Below are 22,926 nucleotides of genomic sequence, written 5' to 3' on the forward strand. Positions count from 1 at the left end.
GGTTCGTTAAGCATAGTAAAAGTGGGGTTATTGATTTGTTTGATAAAGATACCATTTATATCGTAGGCGATGCACAGTCCTCTTCGAACAATCCGATTACACAGCAATTCAGTGCTTTTTTTATCGGATTGGTTGTCGATACTTCCAACGACAAGATCGTAGATGCGGCCTGTTCCTCCACGGTCCAACTGACGTCTGACTTTGCTCGGTCGATCTTTATCGGTCATTCAATTATGGCGTCGGAGGAAATTGGCGAAGAGATTCGCTTTCGGTATTTTGGATCTTCCCAAAAAACATTGATCGCAGCGTTCAAGGACGCGCAAAAGAAGTACAAACAAGCAGTTTCCACGAGAAATAAAGCTACAGTCACCAAATGAATACACCCGCTGCTTTATTTATTCGTATGCACGGCATACACGTAAGTAAAACCCAGCAAATGCCATGATCGCGTGCATTTGCTGGGTTTTTTGCTTATTACGAGAGTTCAGTCCCTGCCACCAACATGGTTTTACGGATTTTTGATGAAAAGGAGGAGAGTCCTTGCTATCTTTTGTCTTCCGCAGATTTATCTCCATGATCGTGACTTTATGGCTCATCATTACCCTCACCTTTTTCCTGATGCATGCCGTTCCAGGATCTCCTTTTGAAAAAGAAGGAAAGGCATTAAACGAAGCGGTTGCTGCCAACCTCAATGCCTACTACAACCTGGATAAGCCACTACTCGTCCAATACGGGCTGTACTTGCAAAAGCTGGTGCAGTTTGACCTTGGGCCATCTATTGCCAACAGCTCGGATACGGTCAACAAAATGATCGCCCGTGGATTCCCCGTTTCTTTTCAACTCGGTCTGATTTCTGTCGTCTTTGCGATTGTCACCGGTATCGCTCTTGGTGTGATCGCCGCGTTACGACATAACCGTCTCATTGATTACCTTGCCATGATTATTGCTGTTATCGGGATATCTGTTCCCAGCTTTGTTGTCGCTTCCTTATTAATCAAATATTTGGCGGTCGAGTGGAAGCTGTTGCCGACTGCAACGTGGGGGTCTTGGCAGCATGTGATTATGCCAGCGCTTGCATTGGCGTTTGGTCCGATTGCGATTATCGCTCGTTTGACTCGTACCAACATGCTGGAAGTGTTGACCCAGGAATACATTGAAACCGCTCGCGCAAAAGGGCTGTCTCCGGCGACGATCGTGTTGAAGCACGCACTGCGTAATGCGATTTTGCCTGTTGTCACGCTTTTAGGCGCACTGATTGCCAACGTTTTAACGGGCAGCTTTGTGATCGAAAAAATATTTGCGATTCCTGGGATGGGGAAATATTTCGTCGCTGGCATTAATAATCGTGACTACTCCGTCATTATGGGAACGACAGTCTTCTATAGCGCACTTTTGATTTTCCTGATGTTTGTCGTCGATGTACTGTACGGCATCATTGATCCACGAATTAAGCTGCATCGAAAGGAGAGCGAAGGATGATCGTTTCTGATGATTTATTTATCCCCATGCGAAAAGACAACCTCAATGCGGAAGCGATTGTGCGACCTCAACTGACGTTTTGGCAAGAAGCTTGGCTTCGCCTCCGAGGAAACAAGCTGGCCCTGATGGGGTTGGTGGTTATTATCTTGCTTGGGGTTATGGCTACGATTGGACCGATGATCTCTGGTCATGAATACGCCAAACAGTCGATTATTATGAAAAACAAGCCGCCATCGGAAGCGAACTGGTTTGGAACCGATGATTTTGGTCGCGATGTGTTCACTCGTGTTTGGTATGGTGCGCGGATTTCCCTGTTTGTCGGTTTGACAGCAGCACTTATCGATTTTTTCATTGGTGTCTTGTATGGAGGAATTGCCGGATATTTGGGCGGGCGAATCGATAATATCATGATGCGTTTCGTCGACATTTTGTACGGACTTCCTTATTTGTTGGTTGTGATTTTGCTGATGGTCGTCATGGGACCCGGACTTTTAACCATTATTATCGCGTTAAGTGCGACAGGCTGGATCGGGATGGCGCGGACTGTACGCGGTCAGGTCCTGCAAATGAAAAACTCGGAGTACGTACTGGCGGCAAAGACAATGGGGGCAAAGCCTTTCTACATCATTCGCAAGCATCTGCTGCCCAACACAATTGGCATCATCATTGTCTATGTCACGTTATCTGTTCCATCTGCGATTTTTGCAGAGGCGTTTCTGAGCTTCCTCGGACTCGGTATTCAGGCGCCAATGGCTAGCTGGGGAGTGATGGCTAACGATGGACTCCCCACCATTTTGTCCGGTCATTGGTGGCGGCTCATTTTCCCTGCTTTCCTCATCTCGCTGACGATGCTTGCGTTCAACGTGCTCGGTGATGGCTTGCGCGATGCGTTCGATCCGAAGTCAAGGAGGTAGGCAACATGGATAAAACGGAAAAGCTGCTGGAAGTCAGTGGGCTTCGGGTCACATTCAAGACGCATGGCGGTGAAGTGAACGCTGTTCGGGACGTGAACTTTACTTTGAACAAAGGGGAGACACTGGCGATTGTTGGTGAATCCGGATGTGGGAAGAGCGTGACTGCAAGGAGCATCATGCGTCTGATCCCGGAGCATATCGGAAAAATCGCGGGTGGAAGCATTCATTTTAAAGGGCAGGACCTGGCAAAGCTGCCAGAAAAGCAAATGCGCGAGCTGCGTGGGAAAGAAATCTCCATGATCTTTCAGGATGCGATGACGTCGCTCAACCCGACAATTACGATTGGCGAACAGATCATGGAAGGAATCGTTCGCCATCAAAAGGTAACCAGAAGCGAAGCCAAGCGGCAAGCGATTGAAATTCTCACCTTGGTCGGGATCGCTAATCCAGAAAGTCGTCTCAAGCAGTACCTCCATCAGTTCAGTGGCGGGATGCGCCAACGGATCATGATTGCGATTGCGCTAGTCTGTAAGCCGTCCATTCTGATTGCGGATGAGCCTACGACTGCGTTGGATGTAACGATTCAGGCGCAAATCATCGAGCTGTTCAAAAGCATTCAACGAAAGACGGGAGTCTCGATCATTATTATCACGCATGATTTGGGAGTCGTCGCCAAGATTGCGGATCGGGTCAATGTCATGTATGCCGGAAAGGTGGTAGAGTCCGGACCTGTTCGCGACATTTTTTACAATCCGCAGCATCCCTACACCAAAGGCTTGCTGGCGTCGATGCCACGTTTGGATGCGGATCGCTCTATTCCGCTCAGCCCCATACCTGGAACACCCCCGGATTTGTTCAGCCCGCCAATTGGCTGTGCATTCGCTGCGCGCTGTGACTACGCGTTGGAAGTATGTCGGAATTACCAGCCTGCGGAGACCCATGTCCATAGCAAACACGCAGTTTCCTGTTGGTTGCAGGACCCACGGGCGAAGAAGTTGCTGGCGTCGATGCAGCCACCAACGGGGACCTGATTCATGGCTGTCGAGGGCAGTGGTCAAGCCCGGCTTCATTCGTGTAAAAGAGGGTGTCGTCTAACGGCGCTAGCCTTTTACGTCATACAAAAACAAAAAAATAAGGGGGAAGAAACAGTGAAAAAACTATCAACATTGTTGCTGACGGCTACGCTGGGTGTGTCCATGCTCATGGCTGGATGTACATCGGGTCAACCAGCTGCACCGAGTGAGCCTGCACCAGGCAACACAGCTCAGCCAAACGCTCCGACGCCGGGTGATCAAGCGGCAAAGCTCCTCTTGCTGAATAATATCAAGGAACCGACGTCATTGGACCCGCCGATTGGCTTCGATGAGCCGTCCTATAACATTTTGAACAACTTGATGGAAGGCTTGACTCGCCTGGACGAAAATCAAAAGCCTCAACCAGCGGCCGCTTCCGAATGGAAAATCTCCGTGGATGGAAAAACCTACACTTTTACCCTGCGTGACAACAAATGGTCCAATGGTGAACCGGTAAAGGCTCAGGACTTCGAATTCGCGTGGAAACGCATGCTTGATCCTGCACTAGCATCTCCGGCAGCATCCCTTGCGTACATTATTGAGGGCGCGGAGGCATATAACAGCGGGAAAGGACCGGCGGATGGCGTAAAAGTAAAAGCCGTGGACGACAAGACACTAGAGGTCGTTCTCGCTCAACCAGCTTCCTGGACGCTCCTGTTGGCATCCAACCCAGCTTTCTTCCCTGTACACAAAGCAACTGTAGAAAAAGACCCGAAATGGGCGGCAGAAGCAGCAAGCTTTGTTGGAAACGGACCATTCAAGCTGACAGAGTGGGCACATGACAGTGAACTGAAAATAATGAAGAGCGATACGTACTGGGACGAGGCTAATGTAACCCTGCCTGGTGCCGTTTGGAAAATGATTGATGACGAGAATACCGAGTATCAAATGTTTACGAACGAAGAGCTGCATAGAACGACAACCGTTCCTGCAGACATGGCAGACCAATTGTTCAAAGACGGCAAAGTATTCGTGCGTGATGGAGCAGGTACAGAGTTCTATCGTTTCAACGTAACGAAGGAGCCATTTGATAACGCCAATATTCGTAAAGCCTTTAGCTTGGCGATTGACCGTCAAACGCTGGTCGACCTGGTGCTGATGCGTCAACAAAAACCGGGAACAGGCTTCGTATCTTTTGGTTTGCCTGATGCTAACGGTGAAGGACAATTCCGTGAGGTAGGCGGAGAATTGGTGAACTTCAACCGAGATGAAGCGAAGAAGCTCCTGGAACAAGGAATGAAAGAAAAAGGCTACACAAAGCTGCCAGAGGTTACACTCACGTACCGCAGCGGAACGGCTAACGAAAAAACGGCACAAGCCGCGCAAGAAATGTGGAAGCAGACGCTGGGCGTAGATGTGAAGCTGCAAAAAGTTGAAGGAAAAGTTTTGACGGATATGCAAAAGCAATTGCAGTATCAAATTGCTCGTTCTTCCTGGTTGCCTGACTTCGGTGATGCGATCAACTTCCTCGACATTTTCCAATCGAAGGCAGCAAGCAATCGTACGGGCTGGAGCAATGCGCAATTCGACAAGCTGATCCAAGACGCATACAAGGAGCCAGACGATGCAAAACGTCTGAAGCTGCTCCATGATGCAGAAAAACTCTTGTTGGATGAAGCACCAATCGCACCTCTTTATTTCTACAACACTTCCTTGCTCTCAAGCGACAAGGTGAGTGGTATTCAAAGCTCTTCACTGAGCTACACAGACCTGAGAAAAGCTGTCGTGAAGTAAGAAAGAGTGAGTTGGGAGAAGTCATTTCAGGCGGATGGAATGACTCTCCCCCCTTTTTTGCTAGAATTTTTAATAGTGCTATAATTTAGTATGTCTATTAGAAAAAACACAACTAAAGAAAGCACGAGTACTGGAGAAGATGGAGGAAAACATGATTATTCAAGCCATCGAAGTAAAACGAATATCTGTTCCATTGAAAAAGCCTTTTAAAACCGCTTTGCGTACGGTGCACAGTCTGGAGTCCATTTTAGTGAAAATCACCTGCGACAACGGTATGGTCGGGTGGGGCGAAGCTTCGGCAACCGTCGTCATTACAGGAGACAGCATCGAGAGCATCGAGTCGGCGATTATGAATACGATGAGACCTCAGCTCATCGGCTTGAATTTGCTTGCCTATGAACGAGTTTTCCAAACCTTGCATCAATCCATGGTAGGAAATACGAGTGCGAAGGCAGCAGTTGACATTGCGTTGTACGACCTCATTTCTCAGCGCGCAGGAATGCCGTTGTATCAATTCCTGGGTGGTTACCGTGACCAATTGGAAACTGACTATACCGTCAGCGTGAACTCCCCGAAAGAAATGGGTGAGGATGCGGCTGCCTATCTCAAGCAAGGCTTTAACGTACTGAAAATCAAGGTCGGCAAGGACAATATCGAGGATGACATTTTGCGCATCCAGGAAATTCGCAAATCCGTGGGCAATCAGGTGAAGATTCGTCTTGATGCCAACCAGGGATGGAATGTAAAAGAAGCGGTGCAATCCATTCGCAAAATGGAGGACATGGGTCTTGGCATCGAACTCATTGAGCAGCCTGTAAAAGCGCATGATCTGGAAGGCTTGAAGCGGGTAACAGACTCGGTCGATACGCCAATCATGGCTGACGAGAGTGTGTTTTCACCAGCACAGGCCCTGCAGGTTTTGCAAAACCGTGCGGCTGACATGATTAATATCAAGCTGATGAAGGCTGGCGGCATTTACAAAGCACAATTGATCAACCAATTGGCTGAAGAGTACGGTATTCCATGCATGGTTGGCAGCATGATCGAATCGCGTCTGGCTGTATCAGCGGCAGCTCATTTTGCAGCTAGTAAGAAGAATATCACCCGCTTTGATTTCGATGCTCCGTTGATGCTTTTGCACGATGGCATAGAAGGTGGCGTAACGTACGAGGGACGCTTGATGCGCATGCCAGAAGAGTCTGGGCTCGGTATTCGTTCCGTCAGCCTGTGGGAGGGGGAGAACTAAGATGAAATCTGCCATTGTTTCTGTTTCTGTCGCCACTGTGTGGACCAAGCCGGAGTCGCCGCGTGATATGGACCAAGTGGCACTCCAATCGCCGGTAGATGCACGAAGCTGGCTCGCTTCCCTTACTGTTGAGGAGAAGCTTGGTTTTTACGACAATAACGCGATTCAAACACAAGCGCTGTACGGTACGCGTGTAGAGGTAGTCGAGGAGCAAGGGGAATGGTCACAAATTCTGATTCCTGATCAGACTACGAACAAAAACGCAACAGGCTATCCGGGCTGGGTTCCGTCTCGTCAGCTAGCACCGTGGTCAGATGCTTTTGAGGTACAGCAAGGCCAAAATCTGGCGATGGTCACGGCGGCGTTTACCCGTCTACATACACCTGACCAAAAACCAGACATGGAGCTTGCGTTTTTGACCAAACTGCCGCTGATCGAGGAAACCGCGGACTGGGTAACGGTAGCGACAGCGAACGGCACAGGACTTTTGCCAAAAGCAGACGTCCAAATCGTGAAAGCAAACGAGCCCATTGAGCTTTCCGGTAATCGTGGAGAGGCAATCGTAGAAGCGGGTAAGCGATTCCTCAACCTGCATTATTTATGGGGCGGCATGTCCTCTTACGGGTATGACTGCTCGGGATTTGCATACAACATGCACCGATCTGTCGGTCTCCAGATTCCACGTGATGCTTCTGATCAGGCAAAAGCCGGACAGCTCGTGGAAAAAGATGCTTTGCTTCCGGGCGATCTGCTGTTTTTTGCCCATGAAGAGGGGAAAGGCAGAGTCCATCACGTGGGCATTTACATGGGGAATGGCGAAATGATTCATTCTCCGGATTCACGAAGCGCCATCGAGATCGTCAAGCTGGATGGCTACAAGCTCGAAAAGGAACATTGCGTCTCCAGACGATACTGGTAAACGGATAACGGGGAGGAGTGGCCAGATGCAACGAAAGAAGCTGGTCCAGGTAAAGAACCTGACAAAAACCTTTACGTTGGGTAAAGGGCTCTCACTTACGGCAGCGGACAATGTTTCCTTCGATATATACGAGGGGGAAACGTTTGGACTGGTAGGGGAATCTGGCTGCGGAAAATCGACCACAGGCCGTACAATCATCGGATTGTATCAACCGACGACAGGTGAGGTTATTTTTGACGGGCAAAATGTCCATCAGGCATCATCTGCTGAGCGGAGTAAGCTGACACGCCATATGCAAATGATTTTTCAGGACCCATATGCTTCTCTGAATCCCCGAATGAACATTGCGGAAATCATTTCGGAGGGCCTGTATCTGAACGGGCTATATAAAGGGAAAGAACGAATGAATCGTGTGATTGAGCTGTTAGAGATGGTTGGTTTGCAAAAAGAGCATGCCAACCGTTTCCCGCACGAGTTCAGCGGTGGTCAGCGACAACGGATAGGGATTGCTCGGGCGCTTGCCGTCAATCCTACCTTCATCATTGCCGATGAGCCGATTTCCGCACTCGATGTTTCGGTTCAGGCACAGGTCGTTAATTTAATGAAGAAATTGCAGCAGGAACAAAAGCTGACGTATTTGTTTATCGCGCATGATTTGGCGATGGTCAAGCACATCAGTGACCGTATTGGCGTCATGTATTTGGGCAATATGGTCGAGATGACTGCCAGTGAAATACTTTACGAATCACCGAAGCATCCTTACACGCAAGCGTTGTTGTCGGCCATTCCTGTCCCCGATCCCGACTTGGAGAAAAGCCGTGAGCGCACCATTATCGAAGGTGACGTTCCCAGCCCGATCAATCCACCTAGCGGCTGTGTATTCCGTACACGCTGTCCGGTAGCCAAAGCCGTATGCGCCGAAAAGAAGCCTATCTGGCAGGAAGTAGACAACAACCACTTCGTCGCCTGTCACTTGTATCAGTAGCCTTCTGTTTTATCAGAAGATTCGACATTGTCTTTTTGCCATCCCTCGATAATGGGATGGCTTTTTCTTCATAAACTTTTAACTCTAAACTATGAAAGGGCTTACATCAACTATTCGGAGAGGAGAACTGTTAATATTCTGTTAACTGGCAGGAATCAAACAGGTTTTGTCGAAATACGGATACAGTAAAACATTCCGTGACTCACCTACTTCATCGTGAACTTCCATTCCAGAGAAGTGAGGGTTGCATATGACTCTGAGTACCTCCTCGTTCCATTCAACTCCCCGTCGCTGGCGGGAAGTGGAGACACAGTTGGGAATTGTTGTTCCTAGATCACTTCGATCGGACACTTCTGCTCTACTGTTTTTGGAAAGCGTCGCTGCAACACCCATGTTGGACAAAGAAGAAGAGCTTGCTTGCCTGATTCGCTATCAAAGGGATGACGATCTTGAAGCACGTGAAACGATAGTGCGCGCCTATTTACGATACGTAGTTAGTACCGCTTTGCGCCATTTGAAAAGAGGGATGCCGTTCCTGGATTTGATTCAGGAGGGCACGATAGGTTTGTTTACCGCGATTGACAAATTTGATGTGGGACGTGGCGTGCGTCTCTATCATTACTCACACTGGTGGATCTCTCAAGCGATCACCCGTGCCATCAACGACAAAGCAACTTTGATTCGCATTCCTGTCCACATGCATGAGCAGATTCGCCAGTATCAGAAGCAAGTACTACATCTCGTCCACGCATTGAACCGTACGCCTGATCGGCAGGAGATTGCCGTACTCTTGGATATTCCACTAGAAAAGGTGGAAGCCATCGAACTGGCTTTAATGATGAAGATGGAGTCCATCGACGCTGAGCTGGATAGTGAGAAATGGCAGGCTTGGCATGAAGACGAGAGCTTGAGCTACGCAGAAATCATGGATGATGGGTTGTCCTCTCTGGATGACTGGATTGAAAAGGTAGATCTTCGCTCGCAAATGCGCGCAGCGTTGGAGCGGCTTAGTCCCCGCGCCCAAGAAATTATCTCCATGCGTTATGGTCTCTATGATGATCAAGTGTATACGCTGGAGGAAGTGGGGAAAATGTTCGGTCTTACCCGCGAGCGTATTCGCCAAATTGAAGCGACGACGATTGACCGATTGCGTACGCAAAAAGCTTCACACGTATTAAAAGATTATTTAACCTAACATAGGATTTAGTTAATTCGACCCCTCTTCTTACAGAGGGGTCTTTTCTGTCAGAAATGGTCGAATTCACAAAGTGTCAGACTCACAGTGGGAGAAGCGTAGTCTTTTTCTCCTTGTGGTAAACTGGTAAGATAGCTTCATGTTTTTTTCACTATGTAAAGAGGTAGTTTGAAAAGGAGGATCGCTACATGGGCGATTATATGATAAGAGCAACCGGTTTTAATGGGCATGTTCGTGCATTTGCCGCACGCACGACAGAATCTGTCGAAGAAATGCGTCGTCGTCACGACATGTGGAATACAGCGACAGCAGCAGCGGGACGTACGCTGACTATTACCTTGATGATGGGGGCTATGTTAAAAGGAAACGAGAGCCTCCATGTCAAAGTAAAAGGAGGAGGACCAATCGGGCAGATCATGGCGGAAGCCAACGCACATGGTGAAGGAATCGCTTATGTAACCAACCCGCATGTCCACTTTGAGCTAAACGATAAAGGTAAGCTCGATGTAGCGCGTGCAGTGGGAACAGACGGGTTTGTGTACGTAACGAAAGATCTCGGTCTCAAGGAGCCGTATCAAGGCAGTTCGCCGATCGTCTCTGGTGAGATTGGGGAAGACTTCACTTATTATTTTGTGATGTCCGAGCAAACGCCCTCAGCAGTAGGCGTGGGTGTACTGGTTAACCCTGAGGACCGTTCTGTTTTGGCTGCGGGTGGATTTATTCTTCAGCTGTTGCCGAATACGCCAGAAGAGGTTGTAGCAGCAATTGAAGAACGCCTCGGACAGCTTCCACAGGTTTCTCGCATGATTGGCGAAGGTTTGACTCCTGAAGAGATTTTGGCCCGCGTATTGGATGAGCCAAAAATCCTGAGCCGCACGGAGATTCAATTTAGCTGCAAATGTACAGCGGATAAGGTTGTTCAGGCACTGATCAGCATGGGACGCGAAGAAATGGAAGGTATGATTGAAGAACAGGGCGAAGCAGAAGTACACTGTCATTTCTGTAATGAACGTTACCATTATGACAGATCCGCGTTGGAAGACATCCTGAAAGACATGTAAGCGCGGCGTCAAGTAGGGGAGTGTTGGCATGACCAACGTAAAAGGGTTGTGGGCATTCATTGGGGCGCTTGTATTGTTGCTGCTTGCCGTTACCTGGGCATGGTACCAGGCATCAGGCAAGCTGCAGCCTGCCGCCATCGTAGGGGATAAGACGATTAGCAACGATGTGTATGTAACGGCGCTGAAACAAAAGTTCGGTAAGCAAGTGCTAAACGACATGATTAATCGGGAAGTCGTTTTTCAAGAGGCGAAGCGATCCGGCATCACGGTTGATCCGAAGCAGCTGGACCAAGAGCTTTCCCAGATTCGCGACAGCTACGGCAGTCGGACAGATAGCGAGTTTGAGGCTGCGCTGTTAAAACAAGCGGGGACGACCGTGGAAGCCCTGAAGCAGGAGATTTCTTACCAAATCCTACTGCAAACCCTGGCAACGAAGGACATGACCATCAAGGATGAAGAAGTACTAAACGTCTACAACAGCCGATCTGACCGTTATACCCGACCGATGCAGATGCGTTTAGGACAAATCGTCGTGGCTTCCCAAAAAGAAGCGGAACAAGTTTTGGCTGATGTAAAAAACGGGGCAGACTTTCAGACGATTGCCAAAGAGCGCTCGATTGATGCGGATACAGCGGTGAACGGCGGCGACGTGGGCTGGGTTTCCATCAAGGATAATCGATTGCCCGACGAGGCGAAGCCCATTGTAGAAAAGCTGGAGAAAGACAAATATAGCGAAGCGATCAAAATAGAAGATCATTACGTCATTTACCAACTGACAGAGCGCAGGGAAGCCAGTCAACGGACGTTTGAAGAGGTAAAAGATGAGCTGCGCCGAGAAATCGCATTTGCCCAGGTCGAGTCGCTAGATGTCGTGCTGGAGCGATTGCGAAAATCGGTAGGGGTCCAGATTTCTGGGCAAATGCCTCATTGACCAAATAGGCTACCGTTGATATAATTATGTCAATAAATCCTAGCGTTTTACTCGGTTATTGAAAATAGGAGGGGCAGAACATATGCGCGTGGCTAATTCCATTACCGATTTGATTGGATTTACTCCGCTTGTAAAGCTGAATCGTATTGTCACCGAAGATATTGCAGACATTTACTTGAAGCTGGAGTTCTTCAATCCGGGCAGCAGTGTAAAAGACCGAATTGCGTTGTCGATGATTGAGGCAGCAGAGGCAGATGGAAGTCTGAAACCGGGTGATACCATCATTGAACCTACGAGCGGAAATACCGGTATTGGACTCGCGATGGTTGCTGCTGCAAAAGGATATCGTGCTATTCTGGTCATGCCAGAGACGATGAGTATTGAGCGACGCAACCTGTTGCGTGCCTATGGTGCGGAGCTGGTTCTCACACCAGGCAGCGAAGGGATGGGCGGAGCGATTCGCAAAGCGGAAGAGCTGGCGAAAGAAGATAGCTCGTATTTCATTCCGCAACAATTTAAAAACCTGGCAAACCCGGCCATTCACCGTGAGACAACTGCTCGTGAGCTGTTGGACCAAGCGAAGGAAATCGGCGGCGTAGATGCGTTTATTTCCGGTATTGGTACAGGCGGAACGATTACGGGTGTAGGGCAGGTTCTTCGTGAACACTATCCGAATGTACAAATCGTGGCTGTTGAGCCTGCGGCTTCGCCAGTTTTGTCTGGCGGCAAACCAGGTCCACATAAGATCCAAGGTATCGGGGCTGGCTTTGTTCCAGATATTCTCGATACACAAATTTACGACGAAATCATTAAGGTAGAAAACGAGGACGCTTTTGAAACCGCGCGTCGTGTTGCGCGTCAGGAAGGTATTCTCGGCGGGATTTCTTCTGGAGCAGCGATCCATGCGGCTCTGCAAGTAGCAGCGAAGCTCGGCAAAGGCAAAAAAGTGATCGTTGTCATTCCTTCGAATGGTGAGCGTTATTTGTCCACGCCTCTGTATCAGTTCGAAGATTAATTGTAAAAAAATACCGCAAGACCACGGAGCGCCACGTTGGCGACGTGGTCTTTTCTTTTTGTGTCAGGCAACTATATAATGAACGGATAAATAGTGAAAACCGGAGCGTGAAGAGGAAGAATGTTCCCTACCTTTGCTGATTGCCAGACGTATGCCTTATCTTATCCGTTGGTCCCCCTTGCCCTGCGTAAACCGTGGTCTTCGACGATGGATCCGTGGCAGGTGCTCACAAAACTACAGCCTTCTCTGCAACATGCTGTCCTGTTGGAAAGTGGACGAGCTGGGCGGTATACCTTTTTGGCATATGAGCCTATTGCTACGCTGCGCAGTCAGCGAGGAGAAACCATCGTTTCGTACCCAGAAGGAAAAATCGAGAGCATAGAGACTCACAACCCATTGAATGCTTTACGAGAGCTGCTCTCTCGTTACCGTACGCCTGTGCTTCCAAGTATGCCAGATTTTGCTGGGGGCGCCGTAGGCTATATCAGCTATGAGATGAACCGCTTTTTTGAGCCGAGCTTGCCACAGATAGCGACTGACGACTTACAGTTACCAGACCTGTATGTTATGATAATGCAAGACCTTCTTGTCTTTGATCATGAGACCCGAGAGATCATTTGCCTGACGCATTTGAGCGCGGACAATTTGACCGAAGCGAGCTATCGACAAGCAGCATTCCACCTGGAAAAACGCATGGACTCGATTGCTTCATTGGCAATGGATCGCGATGAGACAGATTGGGAAGCTTTGCGCAAAAAACCGCTTGCCAAGCTAGTGCCAGCGTCAGTATCCTTTGCCAAAGACCAATTCGAGGATGCCGTTCGTCGGGTGCAGGAGTACATCGCCCAAGGGGATGTTTTTCAGGTCAATCTGTCGGTACGGCAAAGTAAGCCAGTGCAGGTGACTGCCCCGGAAGTGTACGATGTGCTTCGCAAGCTGAATCCTTCTCCCTATATGGGCTATCTGAGCTTCCCTGAATTTCAATTAGTTAGTGCCTCGCCAGAGCTACTTGTAAAGGTAAAAGGCAAGGAAGTGCATACGCGTCCGATCGCCGGTACACGTCCGCGTGGATTAACGGATGAGCAAGACGATGCATTGGCACGTGAGCTGATTGATAATGAAAAGGAACGCGCAGAGCATGTCATGCTGGTTGATTTGGAGCGCAATGACATGGGCCGTGTCTGTCGCTTTGGCAGTGTGGAGGTCAGCGAATTCATGGTCGTGGAGAAATATTCCCACGTCATGCATATCGTCTCTCATGTCAAAGGAGAGTTGGCAGCAGGCAAGGATGCGCTTGATGCGATCGAAGCGACTTTTCCAGGAGGGACGATCACCGGAGCGCCAAAAGTTCGCACGATGGAAATCATCGAAGAGCTGGAGCCAGTCAAGCGAGGCGTCTATACGGGATCAATCGGCTGGTTTGGCTTCAATGGTGATATCGAGGTCAACATTGCCATCCGCACTATGGTGATCAAGGATGGCGTAGCTCATGTCCAGGCTGGAGCGGGTATCGTGATTGACTCGGTTCCAGAGGCCGAGTATGCCGAGTCATTGAAAAAGGCAGAAGCGTTGTGGAAAGCGCTTGAGTTGAGCGAGCAGAGAACGATGAGTTGAGAGGAGATGAGTGTACGATGATTTTGATGATTGATAACTACGATTCCTTTACCTACAATTTGGTGCAGTATGTGGGAGAGCTTGGGGAAGAGCTACAAGTGTATCGCAATGACAAAATTTCACTGGAAGAAATCGAACGATTGGCACCTGATTATTTGATGGTGTCTCCAGGACCGTGCACACCAAATGAAGCGGGGATCAGCATGGATGTTATCCGCCATTTTGCCGGAAATATTCCGATTTTGGGTGTTTGTTTGGGTCATCAGTCCATTGGGCAAGTGTTTGGCGGAAAAGTCGTTCGGGCCGAGCGCTTGATGCACGGAAAAACGTCTGAAGTTTTCCATGATGGCAAAACTATCTTTCAGGACATTCCTTCTCCCTTTACGGCGGCACGCTACCATTCCTTGATTATTGAGGAAGTGTCCATTCCGAGTGAGCTGGAAGTAACCGCCCGGACAGCCGAAGGCGAAATTATGGCTGTGCGCCATCGAGAGTACCCAATTGAAGGCGTCCAGTTCCACCCTGAATCGATTATTACGGAGCACGGTAAGCAATTGCTGAAGAACTTCCTTACTGCATACGCGCGCCATACGACAGGTTAACACATAGATACGACAAGAAAACCGCCTTTTTACGAGGGCGGTTTTTTTGTGTTCTTCGACAAATGTAAATCTATCTTTACTGTTTCCTTAAACTTCTTTACATTCCCCACGTCATTTCTCAATATTGGAAGATTACAATCTAGTTGAAAATAAATAATAATTCATTTCTTAGGAGGTACATGATGTTCCGTACATTCCCCAAAAAGCTCGTTCCTGTTGCAGTAATCTCCTCGCTGGCTTTTACAGCGTTCTTCGGTCCTACTACAGGTCTTGTAAAAGCAGCAGAAAATAATAACAACGCAAAAGTGAAAAATGTAATCTTCTTGATCGGTGACGGTATGGGTACTGCTTACACAACTGCACATCGTTACATGAAGGACGACCCTTCGACTCCACTGATGGAGCCAACAGAATTCGATAAATATTTGGTCGGTGCACAAATGACTTACGCAGAAGACCATAAGCAAAACATTACAGACTCCGCTTCTGCTGCTACGGCGATGTCTTCTGGTAAAAAAACATACAATAATGCGATTGCGGTAGACAACGACAAATCAGAAGTAGAAACCGTACTCGAGCGTGCGAAAAAAGTAGGTAAATCTACTGGCTTGGTAGCTACCTCCGAAATTACTCATGCTACCCCTGCTTCTTATGGTGCTCATGACGAAAGCCGCAAGAACATGGATGCGATTGCGAATGATTACTATGATTTGAAAATTAACGGCGAGCATTCCATCGATGTGATGCTTGGCGGTGGCTTGAAAAACTTCGTTCGTAAAGATCGTGACCTGACGAAAGAGTTTAAGAAAGATGGCTACAGCTACGTTACTTCGAAGAGCGAACTATTGGACGACAAAAACGGCAAAATTCTCGGATTGTTTGCAGATGGCGGAATGGACAAAATGATCGACCGTTCCAAGGAAACACCTTCCCTGGAAGAAATGACAAATGCTGCAATCGATCGTCTGAGCAAGGACAAGGATGGGTTCTTCCTGATGGTAGAAGGAAGCCAAATTGACTGGGCTGGTCATGACAACGATATCGTTGGCGCAATGAGCGAGATGGAAGATTTCGAGCGAGCTTTCCAAGCAGCGATTGATTTCGCGAAGAAAGATGGCCATACACTGGTTATCGCAACGGCTGACCACTCCACGGGTGGATTGTCTGTAGCGGCTAAAGATGAATACAACTTCTTGGTAGAGCCAATTAAAGCAGTGAAACGTACGCCTGATTTCATTTCGACTGAAATTGCAAAAGGTGCAAATGTAGAGGAAACACTCAAGAAGTACATTGACCTGGAGCTGACTCCGCAAGAAATCGCGTCTGTGAAGAAAGCTGCTGAAACAAAAGACCAAGTGAAAATTGATAATGCCATCGAAGCGATTATCGATACACGCTCCTTTACTGGCTGGACAACAGGTGGACACACAGGGGAAGATGTAAACGTCTATGCGTATGGTCCTGGTAAAGAGAAAGTATCTGGATTGATCGACAACACGAAAAACGCGGATGTCATTTTCGAAATCCTGGGTGGAAAGAAATAAGCGAAAGTAAAATTTTCGTGAGTGATGGGCTACCATGCTACAGTGGTAGTCTTTTTCGCTTGGGGCTGGGAGTAGATTGGGTGCTTTATGCACATCCTTTGAAGAGACTGGGTAATTGACAGGAAAAGGAGTGTTGCCAGCAATGCTGTCGAGCATCGGTATTCCCGGATTGATTTTGCTCTTGATCATTTCCTTGTTGCTTTTCGGACCGAAGAAGCTGCCGGAGATTGGTCGTGCAGTCGGACAGACTTTGAATGAATTTAAGCTGTCGATGAAAGATTTGACGCCGGATGAAGAGGAGAAAAAGATGTGATATGATGCTCTCGACTATATTATCGGGAGAGAGCGCAGATGCACGTTTATGTTAACGGGACGATTTGTCCGGCTCACGAGGCTACAGTATCGGTATTGGACCACGGGTTTTTGTACGGTATTGGTTTGTTTGAAACGTTACGTGTATACGACCGCAAGCTATTTTTATGGGATGCTCATTACGCCCGGCTTTGTTCCGGGCTTTTTGCGTTGCAGATTCAACCTGCTTGGACAAAGGAAGAGCTCGCTTGCGCCATCTTGATGACCATAGATGCCAACGAGTTGCGTGATGCTTACGTCCGCTTGAGTATTACGGCTGGCGCAGAAGGAGTGGGCTTGGTAGCAGGGGGGTACGAGCGTCCGTCCTTATTCGTATTTGCCAAACCTGTAGCACCTCTGGCAGTACCTCCTCCTCCTAAGCGATTGCAGACATTGGCGTTGGCTAGACAGACAGCGGAAGGCCAGCAGCGCTTTAAATCGCACAATTACTTAAACAATGCCCTTGCACGTCAAGAACTCGGCGCCCGTCCCGATGTGGAAGGTCTGTTTTTGACGCATGATGGCTTCGTGGCGGAAGGAATTGTGAGCAATGTGTTCTGGGTCAAGAACGGCAAGTTGTTTACCCCTTCTATTGATACGGGCATTCTTGATGGTGTAACGCGGCGACATGTTTTGACTTTGGCACAGCAATTATCGATGCCTGCCGAAGAAGGTCGATATCGTTTGGAAGATCTGCTCAACGCTGATGAAGTCTTTACGACAAATTCCGTGCAAGAGATCGTTCCGATTACCGAAATTGACGGGCAATCCGTCCCTTCGACATATGGTACATATTCGTGCGAACTGCACCGCGCCTACCGTCAGTCTGTAGCGGCTAGCGAGTAAATTATGGTATGCTACTATTCAATGTGCGAAGACGGATAAAGGGAGTTTGATCATGAAATACAATTCATTTCGAATCCATGCTGCGACCTTCGCTGAGATGGTATCGGAGCTTGTTAAAAGGGGTGTTCCTGTTGCGGAAGCCGAACGCATGGCGGAAGCAGGGACGAGCCTGAAGATTCACACGGAAAACATGAGTGTGGCAACAGCACAGAGTGTGAGAGAGATTATGCACTCTTTTGATGCGGAAGCCATTCTTTCAGACCAACCAGGTACTTCCGACAAAAAATACGTGCTGCTGTTGGCTTCACACACGAAGATGGATTTGGCGTTGGATCATATGAAAACCCAAACAGAAGAACTACGAGCGTTGGCGGCAGAGGTACGGGAAGTTTTAGCTATGCCTGCCAAGCTTCGTGCGCGGCGCGAGCTGAACTGTGGTAAGTATGTTCTGCCACTGGGGGAGCGTACGCTAGTCATGGGCATTTTGAATGTGACACCTGATTCATTCTCAGATGGCGGTCGCTATGTCGATGTGGAGGCAGCACTGGCACAAGCGCGTGCGATGGTTGAGGCCGGAGCTGACCTGATTGATATCGGCGGTGAATCGACACGTCCGGGGTCGGAAGCAGTCGATGAGGCGACGGAGCTGGACAGAGTGCTACCAGTCATTCGGATACTTTCGCAGGAATTGTCTGTTCCGCTGTCCATTGACACATACAAAGCGGCAGTTGCAGAACGGGCTATTTTAGAAGGGGCACATATCATTAATGATGTATGGGGAGCGAAGCGTGACCCGCGGATGGCAGAGGTAGCTGCTCGTCTCAATGTGCCCATTATCCTGATGCACAATCGGGAAGACACGGACTATCACGACTTTTTCCCAAACTATATCAAAGACTTGCGTGAGTCAGTACAGATCGCCTTGCAGGCAGGGGTAAAACAGGAGCGTATCATTCTCGATCCGGGGATCGGGTTTGTAAGGACTGTTGAGCAAAATCTCGAAACGATGCGCAGGTTGGATGATCTGGTAGGGCTGGGCTATCCCGTTCTGCTTGCCACTTCACGCAAGCGGGTGATCGGTCATGTTCTCGACGTGCCTGTAGATGAACGAGTCGAAGGTACCGCAGCGACAGTTGCCCTTGGGGCGGCAAAAGGCTGCCATATGGTACGGGTGCATGATGTCAAAGAAATGAAGCGCGTGACGAAGATGATGGATGCGATGCTAAAAGGGGGCATTTAACCTTGGATAAAATCTACTTCAATGGCATGTCTTTTTACGGATACCACGGTGTGTTTGGAGCAGAGGCTGAGCTGGGCCAACGGTTCTATGTCGATCTGGAGCTATCGCTCGATTTATCCAAGGCCGGAGCAAGTGACGATCTTCACGATACAGTCAATTACGCCGATATCTTTACTTGTGTGCAAAAAATTGTCGAGGGTGAACGATTTCATCTGGTAGAAAAACTGACTGCTGTGATAGCAGAACGCTTATTGGAGCAATTCCCTTTGCATGAAGTTAAAGCAAAAGTGACCAAGCCGAATCCGCCGATCAATGGGCATTATGAGTCGGTTGCGATTGAGATGATCCGTAGAAGAGAGGATTTTGCTTCATGACAGTTTGTGCGTATTTGGCGTTAGGCTCCAATCTTGGGGATCGGGCACAGAACTTGCGCCTTGCGATACAGAGATTGAACGAGCAACCTGGAATTCGCGTGCTTCGTGTCTCCTCTGTTTATGAGACCGATCCATTTGGTAACGTCGAACAAGACGCATTTCTGAATATGGCGATCGCTGTGGAAACAGAACAGAGCCCGGATCAGCTGCTAGAGACGGCGTTGTCAGTAGAGCGAGAGCTAGGTCGTGTGCGAACGGTTCGGTGGGGACCGCGAACGATTGATATTGACTTACTGTTGTACGGGACATCTCGTGTTTCGCAAGACAATCTCATGATTCCTCATCCTGGGCTGAGTGAGCGTGCTTTTGTACTCGTGCCGCTTCGAGACGTTTGGGAAGGCGGCGTTTTACCTGAGCATAACCAGACCATTGATCATTATCTTTCCTTATTGGTAGAAGATCACAAGGGGGTACGTGAGTGGGGAGCAATCAACTGGGAAATCGAATCCGGTCCTTCCGAAAGCTAAAAGGGTATACGCAACAGTCCCTTTCGGACAAGATGGGAGTGTCACTGTCGTTTGTTGGATCACTAGAGAGAGGAACTCGTATGCCAACAGAGCCTGTATTACGGAAGATCGCCAGCACTTTACAGGTAGACTACGATGAATTATGTGCTATAAATAGGTGATGTAATGAAGTTTGGATAGGATTGTCCTCTCCAAGACCCCGACTAAGCGGGAATAAGGAGGCGAAAATAGATGAAAATCGGCAATATCGAGTTAAAAAACAACGTAGTTCTCGCTCCAATGGCAGGTGTCTGTAATCCTGCTTTTCGTCTGATTGCCAAGGAGTTCGGTACTGGATTGGTTTGCGCCGAGATGGTAAGCGACAAGGGTATTGTGCACGGAAACAAAAAAACGATGGATATGCTGTTTGTCGACGAACGCGAAAAGCCACTAAGTTTGCAGATTTTTGGTGGAGACAAGGAAACTTTGGTGAGTGCGGCGAAATATGTAGACCAGCATACGAATGCGGATATCATTGATATCAACATGGGCTGTCCTGTGCCGAAAATTACGAGCTGTGATGCAGGTGCGCGTCTGTTGCTCGATCCAGATAAAATCTACGAAGTCGTATCTGCTGTGGTCGACGCGGTCGACAAGCCGGTTACCGTGAAGATGAGATTGGGTTGGGACGAAGATCATCTGTACGTACTGGATAACGCCAAGGCAGTAGAACGTGCAGGCGGCAAAGCGATTGCTGTTCATGGACGCACCCGCGTACAAATGTACAAAGGAAAAGCTGATTGGGACTGGATCCGTCAGGTGAAGGAAACCGTTTCGATTCCGGTGATTGGTAACGGGGATGTCGCTACTCCTGAGGATGCGAGACGCATGCTGGATATAACGGGTTGCGATGGTGTCATGATTGGACGCGCTGCACTCGGGAATCCATGGATGCTGTATCGCACCATTCAATACTTGACGACGGGAGAGCTCGGACCGGAGCCATCCGCACGTGAAAAGATGAATATTTGTTTATTGCACGCAGAGCGTTTAATCGCGCTGAAGGGTCCGCGAGTGGGCGTTCTTGAAATGCGTAAGCACGCGGCGTATTATTTGAAAGGCTTGAAGGGCTCGACGCATACGAAAAATCTCGTGAATGCGGTTGAGACAGAAGAGGAGCTTCGCAGCGTCCTCATGAACTTTGTCGATTGGATCGAAAACTATGCAGATGACAGTGAAGAACCGCTGGAAACAGCAAGTGATGAGGCTGTCAGCTACTAAAATTGGTGGTTCATTCCAGACATTGACAAGGGTTCCTTCATATCCTATAATACTCCGTAATATTGGGAGTCGAGCTGCCAGTCCACACTGGCAGCTTTACCTTTGAACCTCACAGACGATTGCATTCTGCTGTATATTGTATAGAACATCTACATATAATCCTTTGTACTTTACCCAGTATAAATGGAATCATTTTTTAAAACGGGGGAATTGAACCATGTCTGAAAAAGAAGTCATCCTTACACCAGAAGGTTTAACGAAACTGGAACAAGAACTTGAAGATTTGAAAACGGTTAAACGTAAGGAAGTAGCTGCTCGTATTAAAGAAGCGATTAGCTTTGGAGATATCAGTGAGAACTCTGAATACGAAGAAGCAAAGAATGAGCAAGCGTTCATTGAAGGTCGCATTCTGACCCTGGAAAAAATGCTGCGCAATGCCCGCATCATCACAAATGAAGATGTAGATACAGGTGTTGTAAGCGTTGGTTCCCGCGTGAAGCTGAAAGATCTCGAGTTCGGTGATGTTATGGATTACACGATTGTAGGTTCTGCTGAATCCGATCCGATGAACAACAAGATTTCCAACGAGTCCCCGGTAGGGCAAGCGCTCCTCGGCAAAGCAAAAGGCTCGATTGTTGATGTAAACGTACCGGCAGGAGTCATTCAGTACGAGATTCTTGATATTAACCTGTAAGCAGTCGATCTATGGCGTACCTTTTGCGAGGTACGCCGTATCGCTATTATAAAAGTCTGTACAAAATTGTTAATGCAGGCATTTTCTAGAGGAGTGAGTGAAATGGCAAACGAGCAAGACCTCCAGCAAGAGGACCTTCAACAAGAAGAACAGCAACAGGAAGGGCTCCACGAGCTTCTTCAAGTGCGTCACGACAAAATGAATCAATTGCGTGAGTGGGGCTTTGATCCGTTCGGTAAAAAATTCGAGCAAACGCATCACGCTGCAGATATAACAACAGCTTTTAGCGAAAAGAGCAAGGAAGAGCTGGAAGCGGAAGAGAACGTGGTTACGATTGCAGGCCGCTTGATGGCGAAACGTGGAATGGGTAAGGCGAGCTTTGCTCAACTGCTGGATCGTTCCGGTCAGATTCAAATCTACGTTCGTCAGGATACCGTTGGCGAAGAGCTGAGCAAAGTATTTGATTTGGCTGATATCGGTGACATGATCGGTGTAACTGGTGTTGTTTTCAAAACAAAAACTGGCGAGCTCAGTGTAAAAGCAAAGGAACTATCCTACCTGACCAAATCACTGCGTCCACTGCCTGAGAAATACCATGGTCTCAAAGATATCGAGACTCGCTACCGTAAGCGTTACGTGGATTTGATTGTGAATCCAGAAGTTCGCGATACGTTCATTACTCGTAGCCGCATTCTGACTTCGATGCGCCGTTATTTGGACAACCTTGGCTATCTGGAAGTAGAAACACCTACACTCCATGCGATTGCCGGTGGTGCATCTGCTCGTCCATTTATCACGCACCACAATGCATTGGATATGCAGTTGTATATGCGTATTGCAATTGAGCTGCACTTGAAACGCCTGATTGTCGGTGGCTTGGAAAAGGTGTATGAGATCGGTCGCGTATACCGCAACGAAGGGATCTCTACTCGCCACAACCCTGAGTTCACGATGATTGAGCTGTACGAAGCATATGCCGACTACCAGGATATCATGAGCCTGACTGAAGAAATGGTTGCTCATATCGCGCACGAAGTATTGGGCACCATGAAAATTCAGTACCAAGGCAACGAGATTGACCTGACACCAAAATGGCGTCGTGTACACATGGTAGATTTGATTAAGGAAAATCTCGGCGTCGATTTCTGGAAGGAAATGAGCGACGATGAAGCTCGTGCTTTGGCAAAAGAGCATAGCGTATCCGTTGAGCCTCACCATACGTTCGGACATGTAGTGAATGAATTCTTTGAGCAAAAGCTGGAGCATACGTTGATTCAGCCAACCTTTGTTTACGGTCATCCTGTGGCGATTTCGCCATTGGC

24 protein-coding genes (1 of these 24 cut by a window edge) are annotated in these 22,926 nt (G+C 48.4%); all 24 read left to right on the top strand.

The window, feature by feature from the left end:
- Positions 1-35 precede the first annotated feature (35 nt).
- Positions 36-377: a DUF3870 domain-containing protein gene (locus HP399_RS01055; protein ID WP_012683929.1), complete on the top strand. Its 342-nt coding sequence runs from the start codon at positions 36-38 to the stop codon at positions 375-377.
- Between the two features lie 163 nt (positions 378-540).
- Positions 541-1,479: an ABC transporter permease gene (locus tag HP399_RS01060; RefSeq protein WP_172143247.1), complete on the top strand. Its 939-nt coding sequence runs from the start codon at positions 541-543 to the stop codon at positions 1,477-1,479.
- A 26-nt stretch (positions 1,480-1,505) separates the two neighbouring features.
- A complete protein-coding gene (locus HP399_RS01065) occupies positions 1,506-2,393 on the top strand; it encodes an ABC transporter permease (protein ID WP_370642732.1) in 888 nt (295 codons plus the stop codon).
- Positions 2,394-2,398: 5 nt separating this feature from the next.
- Positions 2,399-3,424 carry an ABC transporter ATP-binding protein gene (locus HP399_RS01070; RefSeq protein WP_173621234.1) on the top strand — a complete coding sequence of 342 codons (1,026 nt, stop codon included), beginning with the start codon at positions 2,399-2,401 and terminating at the stop codon, positions 3,422-3,424.
- Positions 3,425-3,541: 117 nt separating this feature from the next.
- Entirely contained in the window at positions 3,542-5,200 is a 1,659-nt protein-coding gene (locus HP399_RS01075; protein WP_173621235.1) for a peptide ABC transporter substrate-binding protein, read from the top strand.
- Between the two features lie 151 nt (positions 5,201-5,351).
- Positions 5,352-6,446, top strand: coding sequence for a dipeptide epimerase (locus HP399_RS01080; RefSeq protein ID WP_048035619.1), 1,095 nt, complete (start codon positions 5,352-5,354; stop codon positions 6,444-6,446).
- Between the two features lies 1 nt (position 6,447).
- Positions 6,448-7,365 (top strand): C40 family peptidase, encoded by a 918-nt coding sequence (locus tag HP399_RS01085; RefSeq protein ID WP_173621236.1) that lies wholly within the window; start codon positions 6,448-6,450, stop codon positions 7,363-7,365.
- 25 nt (positions 7,366-7,390) lie between these two features.
- Complete coding sequence (locus HP399_RS01090) at positions 7,391-8,350, top strand: ABC transporter ATP-binding protein (protein WP_173621237.1); 960 nt, start codon at positions 7,391-7,393, stop codon at positions 8,348-8,350.
- A gap of 250 nt (positions 8,351-8,600) precedes the next feature.
- On the top strand, positions 8,601-9,545 hold the full coding sequence (locus HP399_RS01095) for a sigma-70 family RNA polymerase sigma factor (RefSeq protein WP_007725227.1): 945 nt from the start codon (positions 8,601-8,603) through the stop codon (positions 9,543-9,545).
- Positions 9,546-9,733: 188 nt separating this feature from the next.
- Positions 9,734-10,606 (top strand): Hsp33 family molecular chaperone HslO, encoded by an 873-nt coding sequence (gene hslO, locus HP399_RS01100; RefSeq protein WP_173621238.1) that lies wholly within the window; start codon positions 9,734-9,736, stop codon positions 10,604-10,606.
- Positions 10,607-10,634: 28 nt separating this feature from the next.
- Positions 10,635-11,537 (top strand): peptidyl-prolyl cis-trans isomerase, encoded by a 903-nt coding sequence (locus HP399_RS01105; protein ID WP_173621239.1) that lies wholly within the window; start codon positions 10,635-10,637, stop codon positions 11,535-11,537.
- 82 nt (positions 11,538-11,619) lie between these two features.
- Positions 11,620-12,552 carry a cysteine synthase A gene (gene cysK, locus HP399_RS01110; protein ID WP_173621240.1) on the top strand — a complete coding sequence of 311 codons (933 nt, stop codon included), beginning with the start codon at positions 11,620-11,622 and terminating at the stop codon, positions 12,550-12,552.
- Between the two features lie 120 nt (positions 12,553-12,672).
- Positions 12,673-14,166, top strand: coding sequence for an anthranilate synthase component I family protein (locus HP399_RS01115; RefSeq protein WP_173621241.1), 1,494 nt, complete (start codon positions 12,673-12,675; stop codon positions 14,164-14,166).
- 17 nt (positions 14,167-14,183) lie between these two features.
- Positions 14,184-14,768 (top strand): aminodeoxychorismate/anthranilate synthase component II, encoded by a 585-nt coding sequence (gene pabA / locus HP399_RS01120; protein WP_173621242.1) that lies wholly within the window; start codon positions 14,184-14,186, stop codon positions 14,766-14,768.
- A 182-nt stretch (positions 14,769-14,950) separates the two neighbouring features.
- Positions 14,951-16,312 (top strand): alkaline phosphatase, encoded by a 1,362-nt coding sequence (locus HP399_RS01125; protein ID WP_173621249.1) that lies wholly within the window; start codon positions 14,951-14,953, stop codon positions 16,310-16,312.
- A gap of 142 nt (positions 16,313-16,454) precedes the next feature.
- Entirely contained in the window at positions 16,455-16,625 is a 171-nt protein-coding gene (gene tatA, locus HP399_RS01130) for a twin-arginine translocase TatA/TatE family subunit (protein WP_012683944.1), read from the top strand.
- 38 nt (positions 16,626-16,663) lie between these two features.
- Positions 16,664-17,509: an aminodeoxychorismate lyase gene (pabC, locus tag HP399_RS01135; protein WP_173621243.1), complete on the top strand. Its 846-nt coding sequence runs from the start codon at positions 16,664-16,666 to the stop codon at positions 17,507-17,509.
- Positions 17,510-17,561: 52 nt separating this feature from the next.
- Positions 17,562-18,749 carry a dihydropteroate synthase gene (gene folP / locus HP399_RS01140; RefSeq protein WP_173621244.1) on the top strand — a complete coding sequence of 396 codons (1,188 nt, stop codon included), beginning with the start codon at positions 17,562-17,564 and terminating at the stop codon, positions 18,747-18,749.
- Positions 18,750-18,751: 2 nt separating this feature from the next.
- Positions 18,752-19,123 carry a dihydroneopterin aldolase gene (folB, locus tag HP399_RS01145; protein WP_064203224.1) on the top strand — a complete coding sequence of 124 codons (372 nt, stop codon included), beginning with the start codon at positions 18,752-18,754 and terminating at the stop codon, positions 19,121-19,123.
- Positions 19,120-19,650: a 2-amino-4-hydroxy-6-hydroxymethyldihydropteridine diphosphokinase gene (folK, locus tag HP399_RS01150; protein ID WP_173621245.1), complete on the top strand. Its 531-nt coding sequence runs from the start codon at positions 19,120-19,122 to the stop codon at positions 19,648-19,650. Before folB ends, folK begins: the two co-directional genes overlap by 4 nt.
- Entirely contained in the window at positions 19,602-19,811 is a 210-nt protein-coding gene (locus HP399_RS01155; protein ID WP_173621246.1) for a helix-turn-helix domain-containing protein, read from the top strand. Before folK ends, HP399_RS01155 begins: the two co-directional genes overlap by 49 nt.
- 70 nt (positions 19,812-19,881) lie before the next feature.
- Complete coding sequence (gene dusB, locus HP399_RS01160; protein ID WP_173621247.1) at positions 19,882-20,910, top strand: tRNA dihydrouridine synthase DusB; 1,029 nt, start codon at positions 19,882-19,884, stop codon at positions 20,908-20,910.
- Positions 20,911-21,127: 217 nt separating this feature from the next.
- Complete coding sequence (gene greA / locus HP399_RS01165) at positions 21,128-21,604, top strand: transcription elongation factor GreA (RefSeq protein ID WP_064203223.1); 477 nt, start codon at positions 21,128-21,130, stop codon at positions 21,602-21,604.
- Positions 21,605-21,706: 102 nt separating this feature from the next.
- Positions 21,707-22,926, top strand: the 5' portion of a protein-coding gene (gene lysS, locus HP399_RS01170; protein ID WP_173621248.1) for a lysine--tRNA ligase. 316 nt of this gene lie beyond the right edge of the window; 1,220 of the gene's 1,536 nt are visible here — the first part of the coding sequence; its start codon is at positions 21,707-21,709; the stop codon falls past the right edge of the window.

This window comes from Brevibacillus sp. DP1.3A (assembly GCF_013284245.2).
Taxonomy (GTDB): Bacteria; Bacillota; Bacilli; order Brevibacillales; family Brevibacillaceae; genus Brevibacillus.